The following is an 18,758-nucleotide window of genomic DNA, read 5'->3' as shown; positions in this document are numbered from 1 at the left end:
CATGAAAAAACAATATATATATAGTTTGCTATTTTTCTTCTTAACAGGAAACATTTTAGCACAACAGACACCGGCAGCAAAACAGACGACTGCCTATTCTATTGAAGGAGCAACCGCTCACTTAGGAAACGGAAGTGTTATTGACAACGCTTTGATCATGTTCGAAAACGGCAAGCTTACTTTTGTGGGATCAGCCAATTCGAAGATCGCAAGAAAAGGAACTGTAATTAATGCCAAAGGAAAGCATGTATATCCAGGGTTTATAGCTGCCAACGCTTCTATAGGATTGGCAGAGGTAGATGCGGTAAGAGCAACAAGAGATTTTGACGAGACTGGAACCATGTTACCACATATCCGAAGTTTAATCGCCTATAATGCAGAGAGTAAAGTTATTGAATCTATGCGCCCAAATGGCGTGTTAATGGCACAGGTTGCTCCTAGAGGTGGTACTATTTCAGGAACTTCTTCTATTATGCAATTAGATGCATGGAACTGGGAAGATGCTGCGATAAAAGTAGATAATGGTATTCATATGAACTTCCCAGGAAGTTTAGCTCGAGGAAGATGGTGGCTAGGAGAAGATCCAGCTTTAAAACCAGATAAGAACTACACAAAAAACAAGCAATCCATTAAAGATTACTTCAACAAAGCTAAATTGTATTTAGCAGGTGATCAAAAGGAAAAAAACCTGCCATATGCGGCAATGAAAGGATTGTTTGATGGAAGTCAGATATTTTTTATTCACGTTAGCGGACAACGTGAAATTACGGATGCTGTAAACATGTTTAAAGAACTAGGTGTCCAAAAGATGGTTGTTGTACACGGTGGTCAAGCGCATAAAGTAGCAGATCTATTGATAAAGAACAATATTCCGGTAATCATTGATAGAGCGCATCGAGTACCTAATAATGAAGATGATGATTACGATCTTCCATTTAGAAATGCGAAGATGTTGGTTGACAAGGGAATTACTGTGGCTATTGGTATGGAAGGACAAATGGAAAGAATGAATACCAGAAACCTTCCTTTCTATGCGGGAACATATGCCGCTTATGGTTTAGGAAAGGAAGAAGCTATACAACTTATCACCGGAAACGCTGCCAAGATCCTTGGTATAGATAACGTTGCGGGTACTTTGGAAGTAGGTAAAGATGCTACCTTATTTATTTCAGAAGGAGATGCTCTTGATATGAGAACGAATATCATCAATGATGCATGGATACAAGGAAGAAAAATTAGTTTAGAAACGCATCAGACCAAACTCTGGAAGCGTTACGACACTAAAATAAACAAGAAATAATGCAAAAGCGCCGATAGAGATATCGGCGCTTTTTTTGGCACTACATTCAACCGTTGGGGGGCTATCAATTGCTACTTATCACAATTATAATAACCTGTACCATAATCTTTAGGCCCTATTCGTACCCTGTTTACATATACATAAATAGAATTACTGGATTTTACAAGGTAGTAGCTTCCTCTTGTTCCATAGTTCCCATTCACATGTAATCTATCAGTAGTCTTTCCTGAGCGTCGAATATCATATTTCTCGCTTGGAGCAACTGCCTTATATGAAAAATGGATTTTGTTTTTGTATCGGTTTCTAAACTGAATAGACCATCTGTATTTTTTTGCGTACTTATTGTACCCCCCATTTTTAACTCTGAAATCTAATCCACGTAGGCAATCGGTTGTGTTCCAGGAACCCCATCCTTGGGTATCTACTTCAGATGGGAGGTCTATTTTTAATAATAGTTCTGCTCCTTCATTAATTTTCTCATTGTTGGTCGGTGTTGAAGTAAAGGACATCGCCATTACTCCTAATACTAGCAATACTAGTACGAAATTGAATTTTTTCATTCTTCTTGTTTTAAAATTACATCACAAATATTTATAAAACCAAGATGTTGAAGTATCCCTAAGAATAGGTATTTTTGTCATATATGAAACATATTAGTAGTCTTCAGAATAAGGTTATCAAAGACATATTAAAGTTACAGGAGAAGTCTCGCGAACGCAGAAAACAAGGTCTTTTTGTTATAGAAGGTAAAAGAGAGATAAATCTCGCTATAAAAGGCAGTTATGAAATTACTTCTCTCCTATTTGTTGCTGATAAGGTTTCTGATGATTTTATATCTCAGTTTGAAAACGCCGATGTTATTGAAGTAACAAATGACGTATATCAAAAAATTGCGTACCGAGAATCTACCGAAGGTGTTATGGCCTTGGCTAAAACAAAGAACCTCGATTTACAAAACTTAGTTTTCAACAATAGTAGTCCTCTAATATTAGTGGCTGAAGCTATTGAAAAACCAGGAAATATAGGTGCAATGCTTAGAACAGCCGATGCAGCTAATATTGATGCCGTTATTTTAGCCGATTCTAAAACCGACATATACAATCCAAATGTCATTCGTTCTAGTGTAGGATGTCTTTTTACCAATCAGATTGCAACAGGTAGTTCGGAAGAAATCATAACCTTTTTAAAAAAACAGGATATACATATATATAGTGCAACACTTCAGAATTCTAATGCATATATTGATGAAGATTACTCATCAGCTTCCGCATTAGTAGTTGGAACCGAAGCTACTGGGCTCACTGATATTTGGAGAGATCAAGCTACTCAGAATATCAATATTCCCATGGAAGGTGTTATAGATTCTATGAATGTCTCCGTAGCTGCTGCCATTTTACTATTTGAAGCTAAAAGACAACGAAATAAATAAATACTTGAGTTATGGACAAATTTCTACATGAAGCAATTAAAGAAGCACAACAAGGTCTAGATGAAGGAGGCATTCCTATTGGGTCCGTTTTAGTCTACGAAGGAAAAGTCATTGGTCGTGGTCATAATCGCAGAGTACAACAAGGAAGTGCTATTTTACATGGAGAAATGGATGCATTGGAAAATGCGGGTCGACTTCCGGCTAAAATTTATAAAAACGCTGTTTTGTACACCACACTCTCTCCTTGCCCTATGTGTTCTGGAACTATTTTACTGTATGGTATACCTAAGGTGATCATTGGAGAAAACAAAACTTTTATGGGTGAAGAAGCGCTTTTAAAAAGCAGAGGGGTTAATGTAGAAGTTATAAATGATACTACTTGCATAGAAATGATGGAATCATTTATAGCTAACAAACCAGAATTATGGAATGAAGATATTGGTGAAGAATAATTGGTACTAATGAAACTTAACTTTAAAGAAGATATCATATTGGAAAACGATAGAGTTCGCCTAGAGCCATTAACTATAGAACATGTTGAACTCTTGACTCCCATAGCTATTGATAACCCAACGCTATTAAAATACTCACCTCCAAAATTTGGTACAGTTGATTATTTAAAGGAGTATATAATCCGCTATGTAAAAATGAGAACCCAGCATTTGATCTATGCTTTTGCCATTTATGACAAGCAAAAAAGTACCTATGCAGGTTCTACAAGTTTTATGAATATTTCTCAAGTGGATGAACGATTGGAAATTGGGTCTACCTGGATAGGAAAAACATTCCAAAGAACTGGACTTAATAGACATTGTAAATATCTTTTAATGCAATACGTCTTTGAAACATTGCAATTCGAACGATTGGAATTACGAACTGACGAGCGAAATATTCAGTCACAAACTGCTATCAAGGCCATTGGCGGTCAATACGAAGGGACGCTCAGAGGTCATTTATTGATGTCTGATGGTTTTCGAAGAAATACTGTTTGTTATAGTATTCTCAAAGATGAGTGGAAAGACATTAAATCGACCATTTTCAAGACAGTAACCGAATAGAAACAACTTATTATGATAACACAAAAAGCAGCATATAAAATAACACTAGTAATTCTTACCCTATTGGTAACCTCATGTAAAAATGAACCATTTTCCATAGAGGAAGAACAAAACAAGATCCTGGCACAGCACAATGCCCAACGTGTGTATCATTTTGAGAAAGACTCCATTGCATTTGCAAATCAGTTGTCAGATAATTTTATCTCTGTAAATAGAGGAGTTATTTCAAAACCGGAAAAAGAGGCAACTATATCTAGATATCACGGATATTTCTCTTCCGTTAAATTTATAAAGTGGGATGATGTAACGCCGCCTATTATTAAATTTTCTGATGATGGCAGCTTAGCGTATACCATTGTAGATAAGATCGTTACTGTTTCATACGAAGACAAAGACGGAAATATAAAAACAGGAGAAACTCATTTCGCTTGGACCGCCATTTACAAAAAATATGGTGATGATTGGAAAGTTGAAGCCGTTACATCGACAAATAAATAGTAAACAAACCTATGACACCGACCATTCTATTTTATATCATCATAGGAATCTTACTCCTCAATTTTATTATTGATAAGATCCTTTCTTCATTGAACGCCAAACATTTTAATGACCCTATTCCTGAGGAACTGAAAGATGTGTACGATCAGGATGAATACAATACCTCGCAATCCTATAAAAAGACGAATTATAGATTTTCTATAATGACTTCATTTTTCTCATTAGCCCTCACAATGGCATTTTTCTTTTTGGATGGCTTTGCCTTTATTGATGCGATAGCTGCGTCATACTCAGAGAATATGATTGTCATAGCCTTAATCTTTTTTGGGATCATTATGATTGGTAGTGATATTATAACTACTCCTTTTGCTTATTATAAAACGTTCGTTATAGAAGAACGATTCGGCTTTAATAAAACTTCGAGAAAAACCTTCATTTTAGATAAGATCAAAGGTTGGATTATGACCGCAATTATTGGAGGGGGGATTCTATCATTAATTATATGGTTTTATCAATTGACTGGAAATCATTTTTGGATCTATGCCTGGATCCTAGTAGCCGTTTTCTCTTTATTTATGAATATGTTCTACGCAAAATTGATCGTGCCAATATTTAACAAACAAACACCTCTTGCAGAAGGAGATTTAAAAGATGCTATTTCAAAGTATGCCAACAAAGTAGACTTCACTATCAATAATATATTTGTTATTGACGGTTCCAAAAGGTCTACGAAAGCAAATGCCTATTTTTCTGGATTTGGAAAAGAAAAAAGGATCACGCTATTTGATACTTTGATCAATGATCTGGAAACTGAAGAAATAGTAGCCGTTTTAGCACACGAAGTCGGTCATTATAAAAAAAAGCACATCATTTTTAATTTGATTACCTCTATCCTACTGACTGGAATCACATTATTCATACTATCATTATTCATCAATTCACCAATACTTTCGCAAGCTTTGGGAGTGGAGCAACAGCGTTTTCATATTGGGTTAATTGCCTTTGGTATCTTGTATTCTCCTATTTCCGAAATTACCGGATTGGTCATGAACTACTTTTCGCGCAAGTTTGAATATCAAGCCGATGATTATGCAAAGAATACATTTGCAGCAGAACCTTTAATCAATTCACTTAAAAAACTTTCAAGAAAAAATTTAAGCAATCTTACGCCTCATCGCTGGTATGTAACGATGCATTACTCTCATCCAACGCTATTGCAGAGAGTTAAAAATTTGCAACTTTAAAAAACAGAAAACTTGCTCATTACAATTCTTTATGCTACTTTCATTTATGAAAGAGAATTCTATACTATATGGCATATACAGCAACGATAGAAGATGAAAAAAAAGAGATTGCAAAGCGCTACAAAGATCTCTTAAAAGGTACGTATCAGGTCTTATCTAAAGAAGATAAAGCGCTCATACGTAAAGCTTTCGATATTGCCGTGGAAGCGCATAGTGAACAGCGCAGAAAAAGTGGCGAACCGTATATTTACCATCCCATTGCAGTAGCAAAGATCGTTGCCTACGAAATTGGATTGGGAGCTACTTCTATTGCAGCTGCATTATTGCACGATGTGGTTGAAGACACACAATATACCGTTGCCGATATGGAGCAGCTTTTTGGTGAAACTATTGCCAGAATTGTAAGCGGTTTAACCAAGATTTCTAGTTTAAAAAAAGATAAGGATTTTTCTATTCAAGCAGAGAACTTTAGGAAGATGCTTTTGACCTTGCATGATGATGTAAGAGTTATTTTGATCAAGGTTGCCGATAGATTGCACAATATGCAAACCATGGACGCGATGCCAGCACATAAGCAAGTCAAGATTGCTTCCGAAACCTTGTACATATATGCTCCATTGGCGCACAGACTTGGTTTGTACAATATTAAAACAGAACTGGAAGATTTAGGGTTAAAGTATACAGAACCTGAAGTCTATAACGATATAAAGAACAATATCAGTGAGAGTAAGGAGGATCAAGAAAAATATATAAGAGAGTTTGCCAATACTTTAAAAAAAGGGTTCGATAAAGAAAATTTTGATTATGATATTAAAGGACGTTTTAAATCGATCTTTTCTATACGTAGAAAGATGCGTAAACAAAATGTTTCTTTTGATGAGGTATACGACAAGTTCGCCATTAGGATTATATACACTCCTTCTTCCGATGATGAGAAATTTGATGCCTGGAAGATCTACTCTATTGTAACTGACTATTTTAAGCCAAACCCTTCACGTCTTAGAGATTGGATCTCTCAACCTAAATCTACAGGATATGAAGCATTGCATATTACCGTTATAGGCCCTGAAGCAAAGTGGGTGGAAGTTCAAATACGTTCTAACCGAATGAATGAGATTGCCGAAAAAGGATATGCGGCTCATTTTAAATACAAGCAAGGAGCTATTGGAGAGAATGGTTTAGAGGGTTGGCTAAATAAGTTGAAAGAGACCTTGGAAAATCAAAGTTTAAACGCAGTTGATTTTGTAGAGGATTTCAAATTAAATCTATATGCTAAAGAGATTTATGTATTTACTCCTAAGGGTGATCTTAAATCACTGCCCAAAGATGCTTCTGCCTTAGACTTTGCCTTTTCTATTCATACTGATGTTGGGCTGAAATGCCGGGGAGCGAAAGTAAATGGAAAACTTGTCCCATTAAGTCATGTGCTTAAAAGTGGTGATCAAATAGAAGTACTCACAGCATCTAACAACAAACCAAATGTACGCTGGTTAGATTTTGTGATTACAGCAAGAGCGCGAACAAAAATCAAAACCGCCCTTAAGGAAGAAGAAAAGAAAATAGCCGAAGAAGGAAAAGCTATTTTAGCTAGGAAATTACGTCATTTAAAAATCAACTTTGACGAAAAAGTAATCAATGAGCTTGTACTCTTCTTTAAGCTAAAGACTAGTTTCGATCTTTTCTTCAGAATTGGCAATGGTGCTATTGACAACACCCAACTAAAAAGCTTCGTAAGTCAGCGTAATAATGCGTTTATTAGTTTCTTTAAAAATAGGTTGAAGAGGGCTCCCTCAAAAGAAGTTATTGAGAAAGAGGAAGTCACCAGTAAGTATGATTCGTTAGTTTTTGGTGTTGATGAAGAACGTTTGGATTACAAACTATCCAAATGTTGTAATGCCATTCCAGGAGATAATGTTTTTGGTTTTTTAACGATTAATGAAGGAATAAAGGTTCATAAAAAGAATTGCCCAAATGCAATCTCCTTGCAATCCAATTATGCATATCGCATCATGCCTGCAAAATGGATTGATTCATCCAAAGAACAGTTTAAGGCTATTTTACATATTAGTGGTGTCGATAATCAAGGGATTGTCAATAATTTAACTCGAATCATTTCCAATAGTATGAATGTATTTATTCACAGCATTAACATTGCAGGAAATGAGGGTGTTTTTGATGGTAAATTATCTTTGAGTGTTAAAAACAAAACGCAGTTAAACAAACTTATAGAGAATATAAAAAAGGTAGATGGTGTTCAAAAAGTTGAACGAGTTAATGCCATGTAAATATAGCCTGGCAAAAGTCCAAAATCTAAATAAATAACATTAAATTTGTGTTCTCGTAAACATCATTTCGTATGAATTCTGTAAGCAATCAAGAAGTAGTAAAAAGGGTATTTACCAGCTACTTAGAAGAAAATAAACACAGAAAAACTCCTGAAAGATACGCTATTCTTCAAGAGATCTATGAGGTAGACGAACATTTTGATATCGAATCTTTGTATATCAAAATGAAGAATAAAAACTACCGTGTAAGTAGAGCAACTTTATACAACACTATTGATTTACTGTTAGATTGCGGGCTGGTAAGAAAACATCAATTTGATGGTCATACCATGGCTCGATATGAAAAAAGCTATTTTGACAAACAGCATGATCATGTGATTATTACGGATACTGGTGAAGTTAAAGAGTTCTGTGATCCTAGAATTCAGATTATTAAAAAGACTATCGAAGATGTGTTCGATATCGATATTCACAATCATTCACTTTATTTTTACGGAACAAAAAAACAAACAAACAACTAAAACTAATTAACGAAAAATTTAAATGGCGGTAGATTTATTACTCGGACTACAATGGGGAGATGAAGGAAAAGGGAAAATTGTAGATGTTCTTACTCAAAACTACGATATAATAGCAAGATTTCAAGGAGGACCTAATGCTGGGCACACTTTAATTTTTGATGGATTCAAGCATGTATTACATACGATTCCTTCTGGAATTTTCCATAAAACTGCATTGAATGTAGTAGGAAATGGAGTCGTAATCGATCCAGTGATCTTTAAAAAAGAACTAGAAAATTTAGATCAACACAACATTGACTATACTTCTAAATTATTGATCTCCAGAAAGGCTCACCTTATTCTACCTACGCATAGATTGCTAGATGCCGCTTCTGAAACTTCGAAAGGGAAAGCCAAAATAGGCTCAACCTTGAAAGGGATTGGACCTACGTATATGGACAAAACAGGCAGAAATGGAATGCGCGTTGGTGATTTAGAATTAGATAACTGGAAAGACAAATACAAATCACTTACAAAGAAGCACATCAAAATGTTGGAATTCTTTGATGTAGATATCCAATATGATTTAGATGAGTTAGAAGCTGAATTTTGTTTAGGTATTGATAAATTAAAAACCTTACAGTTTATTGATAGCGAAGAATTTTTAAATAATGCAATGAAAGAGAAAAAATCGATTCTGGCAGAAGGTGCTCAAGGCTCTTTGTTAGATATTGATTTTGGAACCTATCCTTTTGTTACATCTTCTAATACTACTGCGGCAGGTGCTTGTACTGGTTTGGGTGTAGCTCCAAATAAAATTGGAGATGTATTCGGAATCTTTAAAGCGTACACTACAAGAGTAGGATCTGGTCCGTTCCCTACTGAACTATTTGATGAAGATGGTGCTACAATGGCTAAAGTTGGGCATGAATTTGGTGCTACTACTGGGAGACCTAGAAGGTGTGGGTGGTTAGATTTAGTTGCTTTAAAATACGCAAATCAAGTAAATGGAGTTACTCAATTGATGATGATGAAAGGCGATGTTTTATCTGGCTTCAAAACATTGAAAGTGTGTACCTCGTATAAATATAAAGGAAAAGAAGTTACACATCTTCCGTATAACATTGAACCAGAAAATGTAACTCCTGTATATACTGAATTTAAAGGATGGAGCGATGATCTAACGGGTATGACATCTGAAGATCAACTCCCTCAAAATCTACTTGATTATATTGCCTTTATAGAAAAAGAAACTGAAGTTCCTGTAAAAATCGTTTCTGTTGGACCCGACAGAAAGCAAACAATTACAAGACAGTAAGGCATAATAATTGTTAGATTAGTTTAAAAAATACATCACTTGAAAAAAATTTTCATTTTTACTTTTCTAATGATTACCGCTTTTGGTCATTCACAAAGCAAAAAAATCAAGATTCTTCAGGCTAAGATTAGCGAAGCCGATGAAGATAGGTTTCCAGGTGCAATTATCCTAAAGGGTAATGTAAAAATGGAGCACGAAGGTGCTATTCTTGACTGTAATCAAGCATTGTTTTATAAAAAGCGGAATTTTTTTAAGGCTATTGGAAATGTTGTCATTAATCAAGGAGATACTATCATACAAACAAGTGATTATGTAGATTACGATGCCGAAATTAAACACTCTGTGTCATGGGGGAACGTCATCCTTAGAGATCCAACAATGACCTTGACTACTGACACATTGAATTTTGATAGGCTCAAGCAAAAATTGTATTATGACGACTTTGCTACAATTAGAGACCAGACAAATACGCTTAAAAGTAAGAATGGTACTTACTATTTAGAAAACAATAAGTTTACGGCAACTAGCAAAGTCACTGTCATTAACCCTGAAAACAACATTGATTCTAATCATCTAGATTATTATACAAATTCAGGACATGCCTATTTATATGGACCTTCTAACATCATCAGTAAAAAGGATGGTAATCGTATTTATTGCGAAAAAGGGTTTTACAATACGAAAACAGATATTTCTCATTTTGTAAAAAACGCAAAACTTTTCTTAAAAGATAGGACTATTGAAGGTGATAGTTTATACTACAATAAACCCATTGGATTTGCTTCTGCTACGAACAACATAAAAGTAATCGACACGGTTCAGAAATTTGTGGCTAGAGGAAATTATGCCGAACTTTTTGAAAAGAAAGATTCCTTGTTCATGATAAAAAGAGCTGTGGCAATCTCTATTGTAGAAAAGGATTCTATGTATGTTCATGGCGATACTTTGCTGGTAACAGGAAAACAAAAAGAGCGTATCATCAGAACCTATAACAATGTCAAGATCTTTAAATCCGATCTACAAGGAAAGTGTGATTCATTGCATACTAATGAAGCACTTGGGATTACTAAAATGTACTATAGTCCTGTTTTGTGGTCTGAAAAAAATCAGATTACTGGCGATAGTATTTTATTGCTGACGAATAAAGAAACTGAAAAGTTAGATTCTCTAAAGGTTTTAGGAAGACCGTTTATCGCACAGAAAGACTCCATAGATCCCAAAAACTTTAATCAGATTAAAGGCCGAGATATGTTTGGTAAGTTTGTAGAAAATAAACTGAGGCGATTTTTAGTAAATGGTAATGGAGAAGCTGTTAATTTTAATCGAAACGAGCAAGGTGTTTTAGAAACGATTACCAAACAGTATTGTAGTTCTATAGAGTTTGAAATTGAAGACAGTGAGATGACAGCGATTAAATGTATCAAGCAATCTGACGGTAAGACATATCCTCCTTCTCAGTTTCCTGAAACAGATAAAAAGCTACGTGGATTTATCTGGAGAGAAGATGAACAACCTTTAAGAGTAGAAGATATTTTTGTAAAAGGCAAAAAGATTCCCCGAATACCACTAGCGAAAAAGACCTTTATAAATAACGCTGAAGTACCCAAAATACCGAAAGAGAAGAAAAAAAGTAAAGACAAAGGAAAATAACTATGAAAGCTGATTTTTTAAAATATCAAGCTCAAACGAGTCCTTATCCCCTTTCTCTTGAAATTTCCCATGCCCAAGGTTCATATATTTATGATACTTCGAAGAATCCATATTTGGATTTTGTAGCGGGAGTTTCTGCTAATAGTCTAGGGCACAATCACCCCAAAGTTTCAGAGGCTATTAAAAAACAAGTAGACCTGTACACACATGTTATGGTGTACGGAGAATTCATTCAAAAACCGCAATTGGCACTTTGTAAAGCTTTAGTAAATACCCTACCTGCTTCACTTTCCTCAGTATATCTTACAAATTCTGGAACAGAAGCTACAGAAGGCGCGTTAAAGCTTGCTAAGCGATACACTAACAGATCAGAAATCATTGCAGCCAAGAATTCCTATCACGGAAACACACAGGGAGCGATGAGCGTTTCTGGTGCTGAACAACAAAACAGGGCCTATAGACCTTTGCTACCGGGAGTTCGTTTTATAACGTATAACGATCTTACTGATATTGACAAAATCACTCAGAAGACTGCGGCAGTAATACTAGAAACTATCCAAGGCGGTGCGGGTTTTATCGTTCCAGAACATACTTATTTACAACAAGTAAAGAAAAAATGTGAAGAAGTCGGAGCTCTACTCATTCTAGATGAAATACAAACCGGAATTGGTCGGACAGGTACTTTCTGGGGTTTTGAAAATTATAATGTCGTTCCCGATATTATCATTACTGGTAAAGGATTGGGTGGCGGAATGCCTATAGGTGCATTTATAGCCAACCATGAAATGATGAGTGTCCTTTCCACAAACCCAACCCTAGGTCATATCACTACTTTTGGTGGTCATCCTGTAATTGCAGCCGCGGGGTTAGCTACAGTGCACGAAATAACTCAATCCAATCTTCTTGCTGAAGCTAAGAGAAAGGAGGAACTCATTAGATCATTATTAAAACATCCTGGAATTGAAGAAATAAGAGGAACTGGTCTTATGTTAGCCTTGATTATGAAGTCTGAGGAATTAGCCTCAAGACTTATTCATACTTGTCTAGAGGAAGGGCTTATTCTATTTTTCCTATTGTTTGAAAAAAGAGCAGCTAGAATTACCCCTCCCCTTACTATTTCCGATGAAGAGATCGTTAAAGGGTGTTCGATCATACTAAAGGTATTAAATACCATATAATCTTATTCGTAAGCAAACTGAGAATTCAAAAACGATCATTCGATCACAAAAATGGGTTTGCTTGTCTTAGGAATGGTGGCAATATATATGTTTTGATCCCCTGAAAAAAATGTACCTCCAATAAGTAAGCTATCAATTTTTATTTCGATTTTATCCCTAAATTCCGTTACATTTTCAATCCATACCTTACAAGATGTGCAATCCCATTCAGCCGTTAGAAATATTACTGTATAAGCATTAAGGTCAATAAATTCTGGAGGGAAAACAGCGGGATGTAAAATCCCATTATTAGTGATAAAGTCATAAAGGGTATTCCACTCCGATTGAGAATTAATTATTTGATAGTTGACACCGAAGAAGTTTCCATGTATTGGCCCCGGTAAATGCTGATATGCATCTGTCTTAAATACAACTTCAAAGTCTATTTGTTTAGGAGTAACAATATACTCTTGCCGCGCTGACTCCGTTATACCAGAATCATCGTCTATGGAGCAACCAACATACAACGCGAATACGATAATAATTAAAGATATCTTTTTCATTTTCAAATATTTAGAGATGACTAAATGTACAAAAAATAAGGCAAAAAGAGAAGTATTCCAACAAACCTATGAGTCTTAACATACCTTAACAGTAATTGTAAAATACTGTAAATCAGAAGCAACACGATTTTACAAGGTTTTAGAGGCCTGAATGAACTGTAATTATTTACGGTGTAAATGGTCAAGACAACTAAGTAGCATAAATTATCCTTCTTTCCTAAAAACATGTTAAATAATTAAAAAAACATGTTTTCTTACCAACAATTCTGTAACATTTCGTCGTAAGAATAGTCTTAGAATATGTAGACCAGTTACAAAGTAAAACCAAAATACAAGTACAACGGTTGGTTAGTTGGGTGCCTGATTGCAACATTAATTTGTTGCTTCAGGCATTTTTTCTAACAATCCATCTAACGTTTTGCGAACGCGTTCACTATTCCAGTTTGCTGTTCCTATTTTTTTGATCGCAATTTTTTGATCTGCGCCTATGATGTAGGTGGCCGGAATAGATTGACTAAAGATCTCGCTCGGCATTCCGTTGTTCGAATTATAAGCTGGAAAATCGTAGTTGCTTTTTTTATAAAAAGTAGCCACGGTTTGCCAATTCTCTCTTGTTATAAATAGAAATACCACCTTATCCTTATAGTCTTCGTATAATTTTTTCATGGTTGGCATTTCGGCGATACACGGTCCACACCAGGTTGCCCATAAACTAACAAACAACACTTTGTCTTCTAATTCATTTACCCCAACGGAAGGTGTATTCAATCCCGTTAAAAACCAGTTATTATAATCCACCCCTTCCCTATCTTCCACATTTTCTACAGAAGGTGCAAAAGAAATGAGTCGTATAAAGTATGCTCGAGAATCTGGATAGATTAGTAACCCTATCAGGATCACAAAGGCGATATTTGTTATTGCTTTTTTAGTAATCTTCATTTTACAAAAATAAAAAAAGTGTAGCCAATTCTGGCTACACTCGAAATTAAATCAAACCATTAACATCTTAAAATAGTTGACTTTATTTTCTTTTTATTATCTCGTTACTGTACCTGTTGGTAAAGAACCAAGGTTTTGTCCAAAGTTGTGAGTATTTGGAGCAGTGTCCTGTCCTGCTGTCCCTACCAATGGTTTCATTGCAAATGGTGCAGCTGAATCATCCGGAACTGGCTCTACAGAAATTACCACAGTTCTTCCTCTTATATCCAATGGGAATGTTTCTCCTGTTGGTGCGTTTAAGAAGAAATCTTCTCCTGGAATTGGAGGACCTGCATTATTTTGCGTTCCACTAAATCCGTTACTACTATCCATAGTATTGAAAGTTGTAAAAGTTCCAGTACTAATAGGACCGTTATCTCCAACTACCCATCCTTCATAAGCCCATCCTGCTGGTAATGTTGGTAGTACAAAATTTGGCGTTGGTGGTGCTCCAGGAGTACCAAACCATACACCATATTGATCGTTTCCATTATTAGTTCCTGTTTCATCCGTTGGAGTTCTTAAAAAGAATGCTCCTGCTGCGGCACTAAAATCACCTACAATTCCTGTTGTAACATTCGCTGAACTTCCAGAAAAATCTCCCGCTAAAACTTTTGTAGCTGCTGGAGTCGGATCTGGATCTACAGCTGGCTCTATAGATAGCACAAAAGTAGTTGCAGATGCTAATTGCGTTGCGTCTACCACAAATGATTGCGGAAAGCTTACACTTGTAAATGTTCCTGTACTTACAGGAGATCCATTTACAATGATCCATCCTTCATAGACATAACTCGCGCCAAGCGCTTCTAGTCCTGATAAGTTTAATGTTAAAGTAGCTGTTGTCGGAGTATCATCACTATCGTTACACGAAGCAAAAAATAGGGATACTGCTAATAGTAAAAGGGTTCCAATTTTTTTCATCATAATATATTTTATATGTTAATGTTATGACAAAGGTATTTTGTAAAAACCCCATGAAATGTTAGCTAGCTTACATTTGCGAAATTATCTCGTAAAATTCTTATTTCTTTTCGGTTAAAACTGATAATATTATCTTCTTTTAACTCATTTAAGATCGTATTTAATGTAGGTCTTGAAGTACCAATAAGTGAAGCAATATCCTTTTGAGTATAAGGGTGCTCTATAACAGAGTCTCCCGTTTTTGGACAATCATGACCGTAATCTTCACATAATTCATCCAAGAATTCTAGTAATCTTGTTTTCGCATCTTTAAACAGTAATAACTGAAGGCGTCTTTCTAATTTTTTGAAACGAAGCCCTAAGAATTTATAAATTCGTAGACTAAATGTTTTATGATCTCTCATCAAATCTAGCATAGCTTCTACACTAATTGGACAAATGGAAGTTTTACTATCTATAGATTGGGCAAACTCATTTCTCTTTTCTTCCCCCAGAATGGCTTTTTCACCGAACAGTTCTCCTTTTCGTAAGATTGCATGTATTACCTCAGTTCCGTCTTCGTTATAATAACCAATCTTTACCTTTCCCGATTCTATCAAAAACACTTTGTTTGCAGCATCAGCTTCAAAATAGACGTAGTCATTTTTTCCATACTTGTCAAAGGTGTGACAGGATCTGTATTCTTTAAATTTATGCGGGCAAAGAAGGTTAAAAAGGTTGACGTCGTCGAAAAACCACAGTGATTTCATAAGATGTTGTAAGATGTTAATTTCTTACTCAGTCATTTTATATCGAAAAAACTTACAAAACAGTTAGGATAGTTTGAGTAACAAATTCGGGTCTGGGCAATTTCCTTGATAGAAGTTAAGTTCTTTTTTTGATGTTACCCCAGGATAGTCTCCTTTATAATCTGCTATGTCAAGAATGATTTGAAAATGCAAGTGAGGAGCATAATCTCCATTTACAGTAGCATCTCCTAAATAACCAATAATAGCTCCTTTTTGAATTTGTTTCCCTTTTTGCAGTGTAGCAATAGAGTTTTCACTTAAATGACCATAAAGTGTATAGAATGTAATCTTTCCTATGCTATGTTCTAAGATAATGGTAGGTCCATAATCACCATAATTGGTATTGTTTTGAAAACTGTGAACGGTTCCTTCCAGTGGAGCCAATACGGCAGTCCCAGATGCTGTCCATAGATCTATTCCCAAATGAATATTTCTTTCCTCATCCATAGTGTTATTAAAATGAGAACTTCTATTGTAGATATCTCGTACTTCTAAATATCCACCGTAGGCTATTTTCGCCTGATGATCTTTCACATACGAATTGATATACTTCTCCCATTCTTTGGAGGAACTCACATCGAAAGTATCTAATGTCTTATTTGAACTAGAAATATCTATTGAAACATAGTCTTTTGCAGGAGCATCTAGCACTGTACCGGGTGGTAACTTCAAAAGTATCTCTTTAAGTACATTCATACTGCAATAAACAAAAAACTCCTGAATTTCTTCAGGAGTTTTTTAATCTAATATCGCCTATTATGCGTTATTTTGTTTTTTAATTAAGTTCAAGGCGGAACCTTCATTATACCATTCTATCTGACCAGCATTATACGTATGATTCGCCATAATGATATCCTTACTACCGTCTGCATGCACTGCTTCAATGGTTAATGGTTTACCTGGAGCAAAAGCATCTAAGTCTAAGAAGTTGAACGTATCATCTTCTTGAATTAGATCATAATCGCTTTCATTAACAAAAGTTAATCCAAGCATTCCTTGTTTCTTTAGATTCGTTTCGTGAATTCTTGCAAAAGATTTTACCAATACGGCAACCACTCCTAAATGACGTGGCTCCATAGCTGCATGTTCTCTAGAAGAACCTTCACCATAGTTGTGATCTCCAACTACGATCGATTTAATTCCCGCTGCTTTATATGCTCGTTGTGTTTTAGGTACAGCGTCATACTCACCATCAATCTGACTCTTCACAAAATTGGTCTTCATATTATAGGCATTCACAGCTCCAATTAAACAGTTGTTAGAGATATTATCTAAATGACCTCTGTATCGTAACCATGGTCCTGCCATAGAAATATGATCTGTTGTACATTTACCATGTGCCTTAATCAACAATTTTGCTCCTTTAATTTCACTACCAATAGGCGTAAAAGGTGTCAACAACTCAAGTCTCTCAGAAGATGGATCTACTGTAACCACTACACCACTTCCATCTGCTTCTGGAGCTAAATATCCATCATCCTTCACCTCGAAGCCATTAGGTGGTAATTCCCAACCTGTTGGTTCATCCAACATAACTTCTTCTCCGTTGTTATTAACTAAGGTGTCTGTCATTGGATTAAAGTCTAATCTACCTGCAATCGTAATCGCCGCAACTAGTTCTGGCGATGCCACAAAGGCATGTGTATTCGGGTTTCCATCCGCTCTCTTTGCAAAATTTCTATTAAAAGAATGAATAATACTATTCTTTGGTGCATTCTTAGGATCTTCATAACGAGCCCACTGACCAATACATGGTCCACAAGCATTCGTAAAAATCTTAGCGTCTAATTTTTCAAATACATTCAAGATTCCATCTCGATCTGCTGTATAACGTACTTTTTCTGAACCTGGATTGATTCCAAACTCAGCCTTCGCAGCAAGTCCTTTATCCAATGCTTGTTGTGCAATAGACGATGCTCTAGACAAATCTTCATATGATGAGTTTGTACATGACCCAATTAATCCCCACTCTACTTGTAATGGCCAATCGTTAGCATTTGCTTTTTCTGTCATTTCCTTTCCTGCCGAAGTTGACAAGTCTGGTGTAAATGGACCGTTTAATAATGGATTTAATTCTGATAGATTTATTTCAATAACTTGATCAAAGTACTGTTCTGGGTTAGCATATACTTCAGGATCTGCGGTAAGATAATCTTTAACTGCGTTTGCTGCATCTGCTACATCTGCTCTATCAGTCGCTCTTAAATAACGTTCCATAGATGCATCATATCCAAAAGTAGAAGTTGTAGCTCCTATTTCTGCACCCATATTACAAATGGTTCCTTTACCTGTACATGACATTGCCGTTGCACCAGGTCCAAAGTATTCTACAATAGCTCCAGTTCCTCCCTTTACAGTTAAGATCTCAGCAACTTTTAAAATAACATCTTTAGGAGCTGTCCATCCAGATAGTTTACCTGTTAATTTTACTCCGATTAGTTTAGGGAATTTCAACTCCCAAGGCATTCCAGCCATTACATCTACTGCATCCGCTCCTCCTACTCCAATTGCCACCATACCGAGCCCTCCAGCATTAACAGTATGTGAATCAGTTCCGATCATCATTCCTCCAGGAAATGCATAATTTTCTAAAACTACTTGGTGAATAATACCAGCACCTGGCTTCCAAAAACCAATTCCATACTTATTGGATACTGACTCCAAAAAGTTAAATACCTCATTACTCGTATTTAACGCACTTTGTAAATCCTGAGATGCTCCTACTTTTGCCTGAATTAAATGATCGCAATGTACAGTAGTTGGTACGGCTACTTTTTCTTTACCAGCTTGCATAAATTGCAGTAATGCCATTTGTGCTGTTGCATCCTGACAAGCAATTCTGTCTGGTGCAAAATCTACATAGTCTGCTCCTCTAGTAAACGTTTTAGCAGGGGTTCCATCCCATAAATGCGAGTATAAGATTTTCTCGGCAAGAGTTAAATGTTTACCTGTCAACGATTTGGCAGCATCTACGCGCTCTACAACGTTTTCGTAAACCTTCTTTATCATCTCAATATCAAAAGCCATATCAATAAATTTTAGTGATTTTTCGTGGCACAAAATTAGTCA

At 35.8% G+C, this 18,758-nt stretch carries 18 protein-coding genes; 11 read left to right on the top strand and 7 right to left on the bottom strand.

Translation table 11 applies throughout. The features are described 5' to 3' along the window. The first annotated feature begins 1 nt into the window (after window position 1). Window positions 2–1,300, top strand: a complete 1,299-nt coding sequence (locus RQM59_RS04935; protein ID WP_349240970.1) for an amidohydrolase family protein — start codon at window positions 2–4, stop codon at window positions 1,298–1,300. A 71-nt stretch (window positions 1,301–1,371) separates the two neighbouring features. Here RQM59_RS04935 and RQM59_RS04930 read toward each other — a convergent pair whose 3' ends face one another. Continuing rightward, window positions 1,372–1,860, bottom strand: a complete 489-nt coding sequence (locus RQM59_RS04930; RefSeq protein ID WP_349240969.1) for a hypothetical protein — start codon at window positions 1,858–1,860, stop codon at window positions 1,372–1,374. An 83-nt stretch (window positions 1,861–1,943) separates the two neighbouring features. Between RQM59_RS04930 and RQM59_RS04925 the strand changes: the two genes are divergently transcribed. The 10 genes from RQM59_RS04925 (at window position 1,944) to RQM59_RS04880 (ending at window position 12,460) form a co-directional block, all read left to right on the top strand. Next, on the top strand, window positions 1,944–2,729 hold the full coding sequence (locus RQM59_RS04925; RefSeq protein ID WP_349240968.1) for a TrmH family RNA methyltransferase: 786 nt from the start codon (window positions 1,944–1,946) through the stop codon (window positions 2,727–2,729). Window positions 2,730–2,740: 11 nt separating this feature from the next. After that, window positions 2,741–3,181, top strand: a complete 441-nt coding sequence (locus RQM59_RS04920; RefSeq protein WP_349240967.1) for a nucleoside deaminase — start codon at window positions 2,741–2,743, stop codon at window positions 3,179–3,181. 9 nt (window positions 3,182–3,190) lie between these two features. Beyond that, window positions 3,191–3,787, top strand: a complete 597-nt coding sequence (locus RQM59_RS04915) for a GNAT family N-acetyltransferase (RefSeq protein ID WP_349240966.1) — start codon at window positions 3,191–3,193, stop codon at window positions 3,785–3,787. Window positions 3,788–3,799: 12 nt separating this feature from the next. Next, window positions 3,800–4,285, top strand: coding sequence for a nuclear transport factor 2 family protein (locus RQM59_RS04910; RefSeq protein WP_349240965.1), 486 nt, complete (start codon window positions 3,800–3,802; stop codon window positions 4,283–4,285). 11 nt (window positions 4,286–4,296) lie between these two features. After that, window positions 4,297–5,529 (top strand): M48 family metallopeptidase, encoded by a 1,233-nt coding sequence (locus RQM59_RS04905; RefSeq protein ID WP_349240964.1) that lies wholly within the window; start codon window positions 4,297–4,299, stop codon window positions 5,527–5,529. Window positions 5,530–5,597: 68 nt separating this feature from the next. Next, window positions 5,598–7,814: a RelA/SpoT family protein gene (locus RQM59_RS04900; RefSeq protein WP_349240963.1), complete on the top strand. Its 2,217-nt coding sequence runs from the start codon at window positions 5,598–5,600 to the stop codon at window positions 7,812–7,814. Window positions 7,815–7,885: 71 nt separating this feature from the next. Continuing rightward, a complete protein-coding gene (locus tag RQM59_RS04895) occupies window positions 7,886–8,335 on the top strand; it encodes a Fur family transcriptional regulator (RefSeq protein ID WP_349240962.1) in 450 nt (149 codons plus the stop codon). A 22-nt stretch (window positions 8,336–8,357) separates the two neighbouring features. Further along, window positions 8,358–9,632, top strand: coding sequence for an adenylosuccinate synthase (locus RQM59_RS04890; protein WP_349240961.1), 1,275 nt, complete (start codon window positions 8,358–8,360; stop codon window positions 9,630–9,632). Between the two features lie 39 nt (window positions 9,633–9,671). Then, window positions 9,672–11,282 carry an OstA-like protein gene (locus RQM59_RS04885; protein ID WP_349240960.1) on the top strand — a complete coding sequence of 537 codons (1,611 nt, stop codon included), beginning with the start codon at window positions 9,672–9,674 and terminating at the stop codon, window positions 11,280–11,282. A 2-nt stretch (window positions 11,283–11,284) separates the two neighbouring features. After that, window positions 11,285–12,460: an aspartate aminotransferase family protein gene (locus RQM59_RS04880; RefSeq protein WP_349240959.1), complete on the top strand. Its 1,176-nt coding sequence runs from the start codon at window positions 11,285–11,287 to the stop codon at window positions 12,458–12,460. A 35-nt stretch (window positions 12,461–12,495) separates the two neighbouring features. Here RQM59_RS04880 and RQM59_RS04875 read toward each other — a convergent pair whose 3' ends face one another. The 6 genes from RQM59_RS04875 to RQM59_RS04850 form a co-directional block, all read right to left on the bottom strand. Next, window positions 12,496–13,002 carry a hypothetical protein gene (locus RQM59_RS04875; RefSeq protein ID WP_349240958.1) on the bottom strand — a complete coding sequence of 169 codons (507 nt, stop codon included), beginning with the start codon at window positions 13,000–13,002 and terminating at the stop codon, window positions 12,496–12,498. Between the two features lie 372 nt (window positions 13,003–13,374). Further along, window positions 13,375–13,941, bottom strand: coding sequence for a TlpA family protein disulfide reductase (locus RQM59_RS04870; protein ID WP_349240957.1), 567 nt, complete (start codon window positions 13,939–13,941; stop codon window positions 13,375–13,377). Between the two features lie 96 nt (window positions 13,942–14,037). Next, window positions 14,038–14,904, bottom strand: coding sequence for an anti-sigma factor (locus RQM59_RS04865; protein ID WP_349240956.1), 867 nt, complete (start codon window positions 14,902–14,904; stop codon window positions 14,038–14,040). Between the two features lie 62 nt (window positions 14,905–14,966). After that, window positions 14,967–15,650 (bottom strand): Crp/Fnr family transcriptional regulator, encoded by a 684-nt coding sequence (locus RQM59_RS04860; RefSeq protein WP_349240955.1) that lies wholly within the window; start codon window positions 15,648–15,650, stop codon window positions 14,967–14,969. Window positions 15,651–15,713: 63 nt separating this feature from the next. Then, window positions 15,714–16,385 carry a peptidoglycan DD-metalloendopeptidase family protein gene (locus RQM59_RS04855; protein ID WP_432208130.1) on the bottom strand — a complete coding sequence of 224 codons (672 nt, stop codon included), beginning with the start codon at window positions 16,383–16,385 and terminating at the stop codon, window positions 15,714–15,716. A gap of 60 nt (window positions 16,386–16,445) precedes the next feature. Continuing rightward, window positions 16,446–18,716, bottom strand: a complete 2,271-nt coding sequence (locus RQM59_RS04850) for an aconitate hydratase (protein WP_349240953.1) — start codon at window positions 18,714–18,716, stop codon at window positions 16,446–16,448. Between the last annotated feature and the right edge of the window lie 42 nt (window positions 18,717–18,758).

Origin of the sequence: Asprobacillus argus (assembly GCF_032248395.1) — a bacterium.
GTDB lineage: Bacteria > Bacteroidota > Bacteroidia > Flavobacteriales > Flavobacteriaceae > Polaribacter > Polaribacter argus.
This window is presented reverse-complemented; position numbering and strand designations above follow the sequence as displayed.

Coding starts and splice junctions, on each gene's coding strand:
- RQM59_RS04890 (WP_349240961.1), top strand. CDS start 8,358: ATGGCGGTAGATTTATTACTCGGACTACAATGGGGAGATGAAGGAAAA.
- RQM59_RS04930 (WP_349240969.1), bottom strand. CDS start 1,860: ATGAAAAAATTCAATTTCGTACTAGTATTGCTAGTATTAGGAGTAATG.
- RQM59_RS04900 (WP_349240963.1), top strand. CDS start 5,598: ATGGCATATACAGCAACGATAGAAGATGAAAAAAAAGAGATTGCAAAG.
- RQM59_RS04895 (WP_349240962.1), top strand. CDS start 7,886: ATGAATTCTGTAAGCAATCAAGAAGTAGTAAAAAGGGTATTTACCAGC.
- RQM59_RS04920 (WP_349240967.1), top strand. CDS start 2,741: ATGGACAAATTTCTACATGAAGCAATTAAAGAAGCACAACAAGGTCTA.
- RQM59_RS04915 (WP_349240966.1), top strand. CDS start 3,191: ATGAAACTTAACTTTAAAGAAGATATCATATTGGAAAACGATAGAGTT.
- RQM59_RS04935 (WP_349240970.1), top strand. CDS start 2: ATGAAAAAACAATATATATATAGTTTGCTATTTTTCTTCTTAACAGGA.
- RQM59_RS04855 (WP_432208130.1), bottom strand. CDS start 16,385: ATGAATGTACTTAAAGAGATACTTTTGAAGTTACCACCCGGTACAGTG.
- RQM59_RS04925 (WP_349240968.1), top strand. CDS start 1,944: ATGAAACATATTAGTAGTCTTCAGAATAAGGTTATCAAAGACATATTA.
- RQM59_RS04910 (WP_349240965.1), top strand. CDS start 3,800: ATGATAACACAAAAAGCAGCATATAAAATAACACTAGTAATTCTTACC.
- RQM59_RS04870 (WP_349240957.1), bottom strand. CDS start 13,941: ATGAAGATTACTAAAAAAGCAATAACAAATATCGCCTTTGTGATCCTG.
- RQM59_RS04850 (WP_349240953.1), bottom strand. CDS start 18,716: ATGGCTTTTGATATTGAGATGATAAAGAAGGTTTACGAAAACGTTGTA.
- RQM59_RS04875 (WP_349240958.1), bottom strand. CDS start 13,002: ATGAAAAAGATATCTTTAATTATTATCGTATTCGCGTTGTATGTTGGT.
- RQM59_RS04905 (WP_349240964.1), top strand. CDS start 4,297: ATGACACCGACCATTCTATTTTATATCATCATAGGAATCTTACTCCTC.
- RQM59_RS04860 (WP_349240955.1), bottom strand. CDS start 15,650: ATGAAATCACTGTGGTTTTTCGACGACGTCAACCTTTTTAACCTTCTT.
- RQM59_RS04880 (WP_349240959.1), top strand. CDS start 11,285: ATGAAAGCTGATTTTTTAAAATATCAAGCTCAAACGAGTCCTTATCCC.
- RQM59_RS04865 (WP_349240956.1), bottom strand. CDS start 14,904: ATGATGAAAAAAATTGGAACCCTTTTACTATTAGCAGTATCCCTATTT.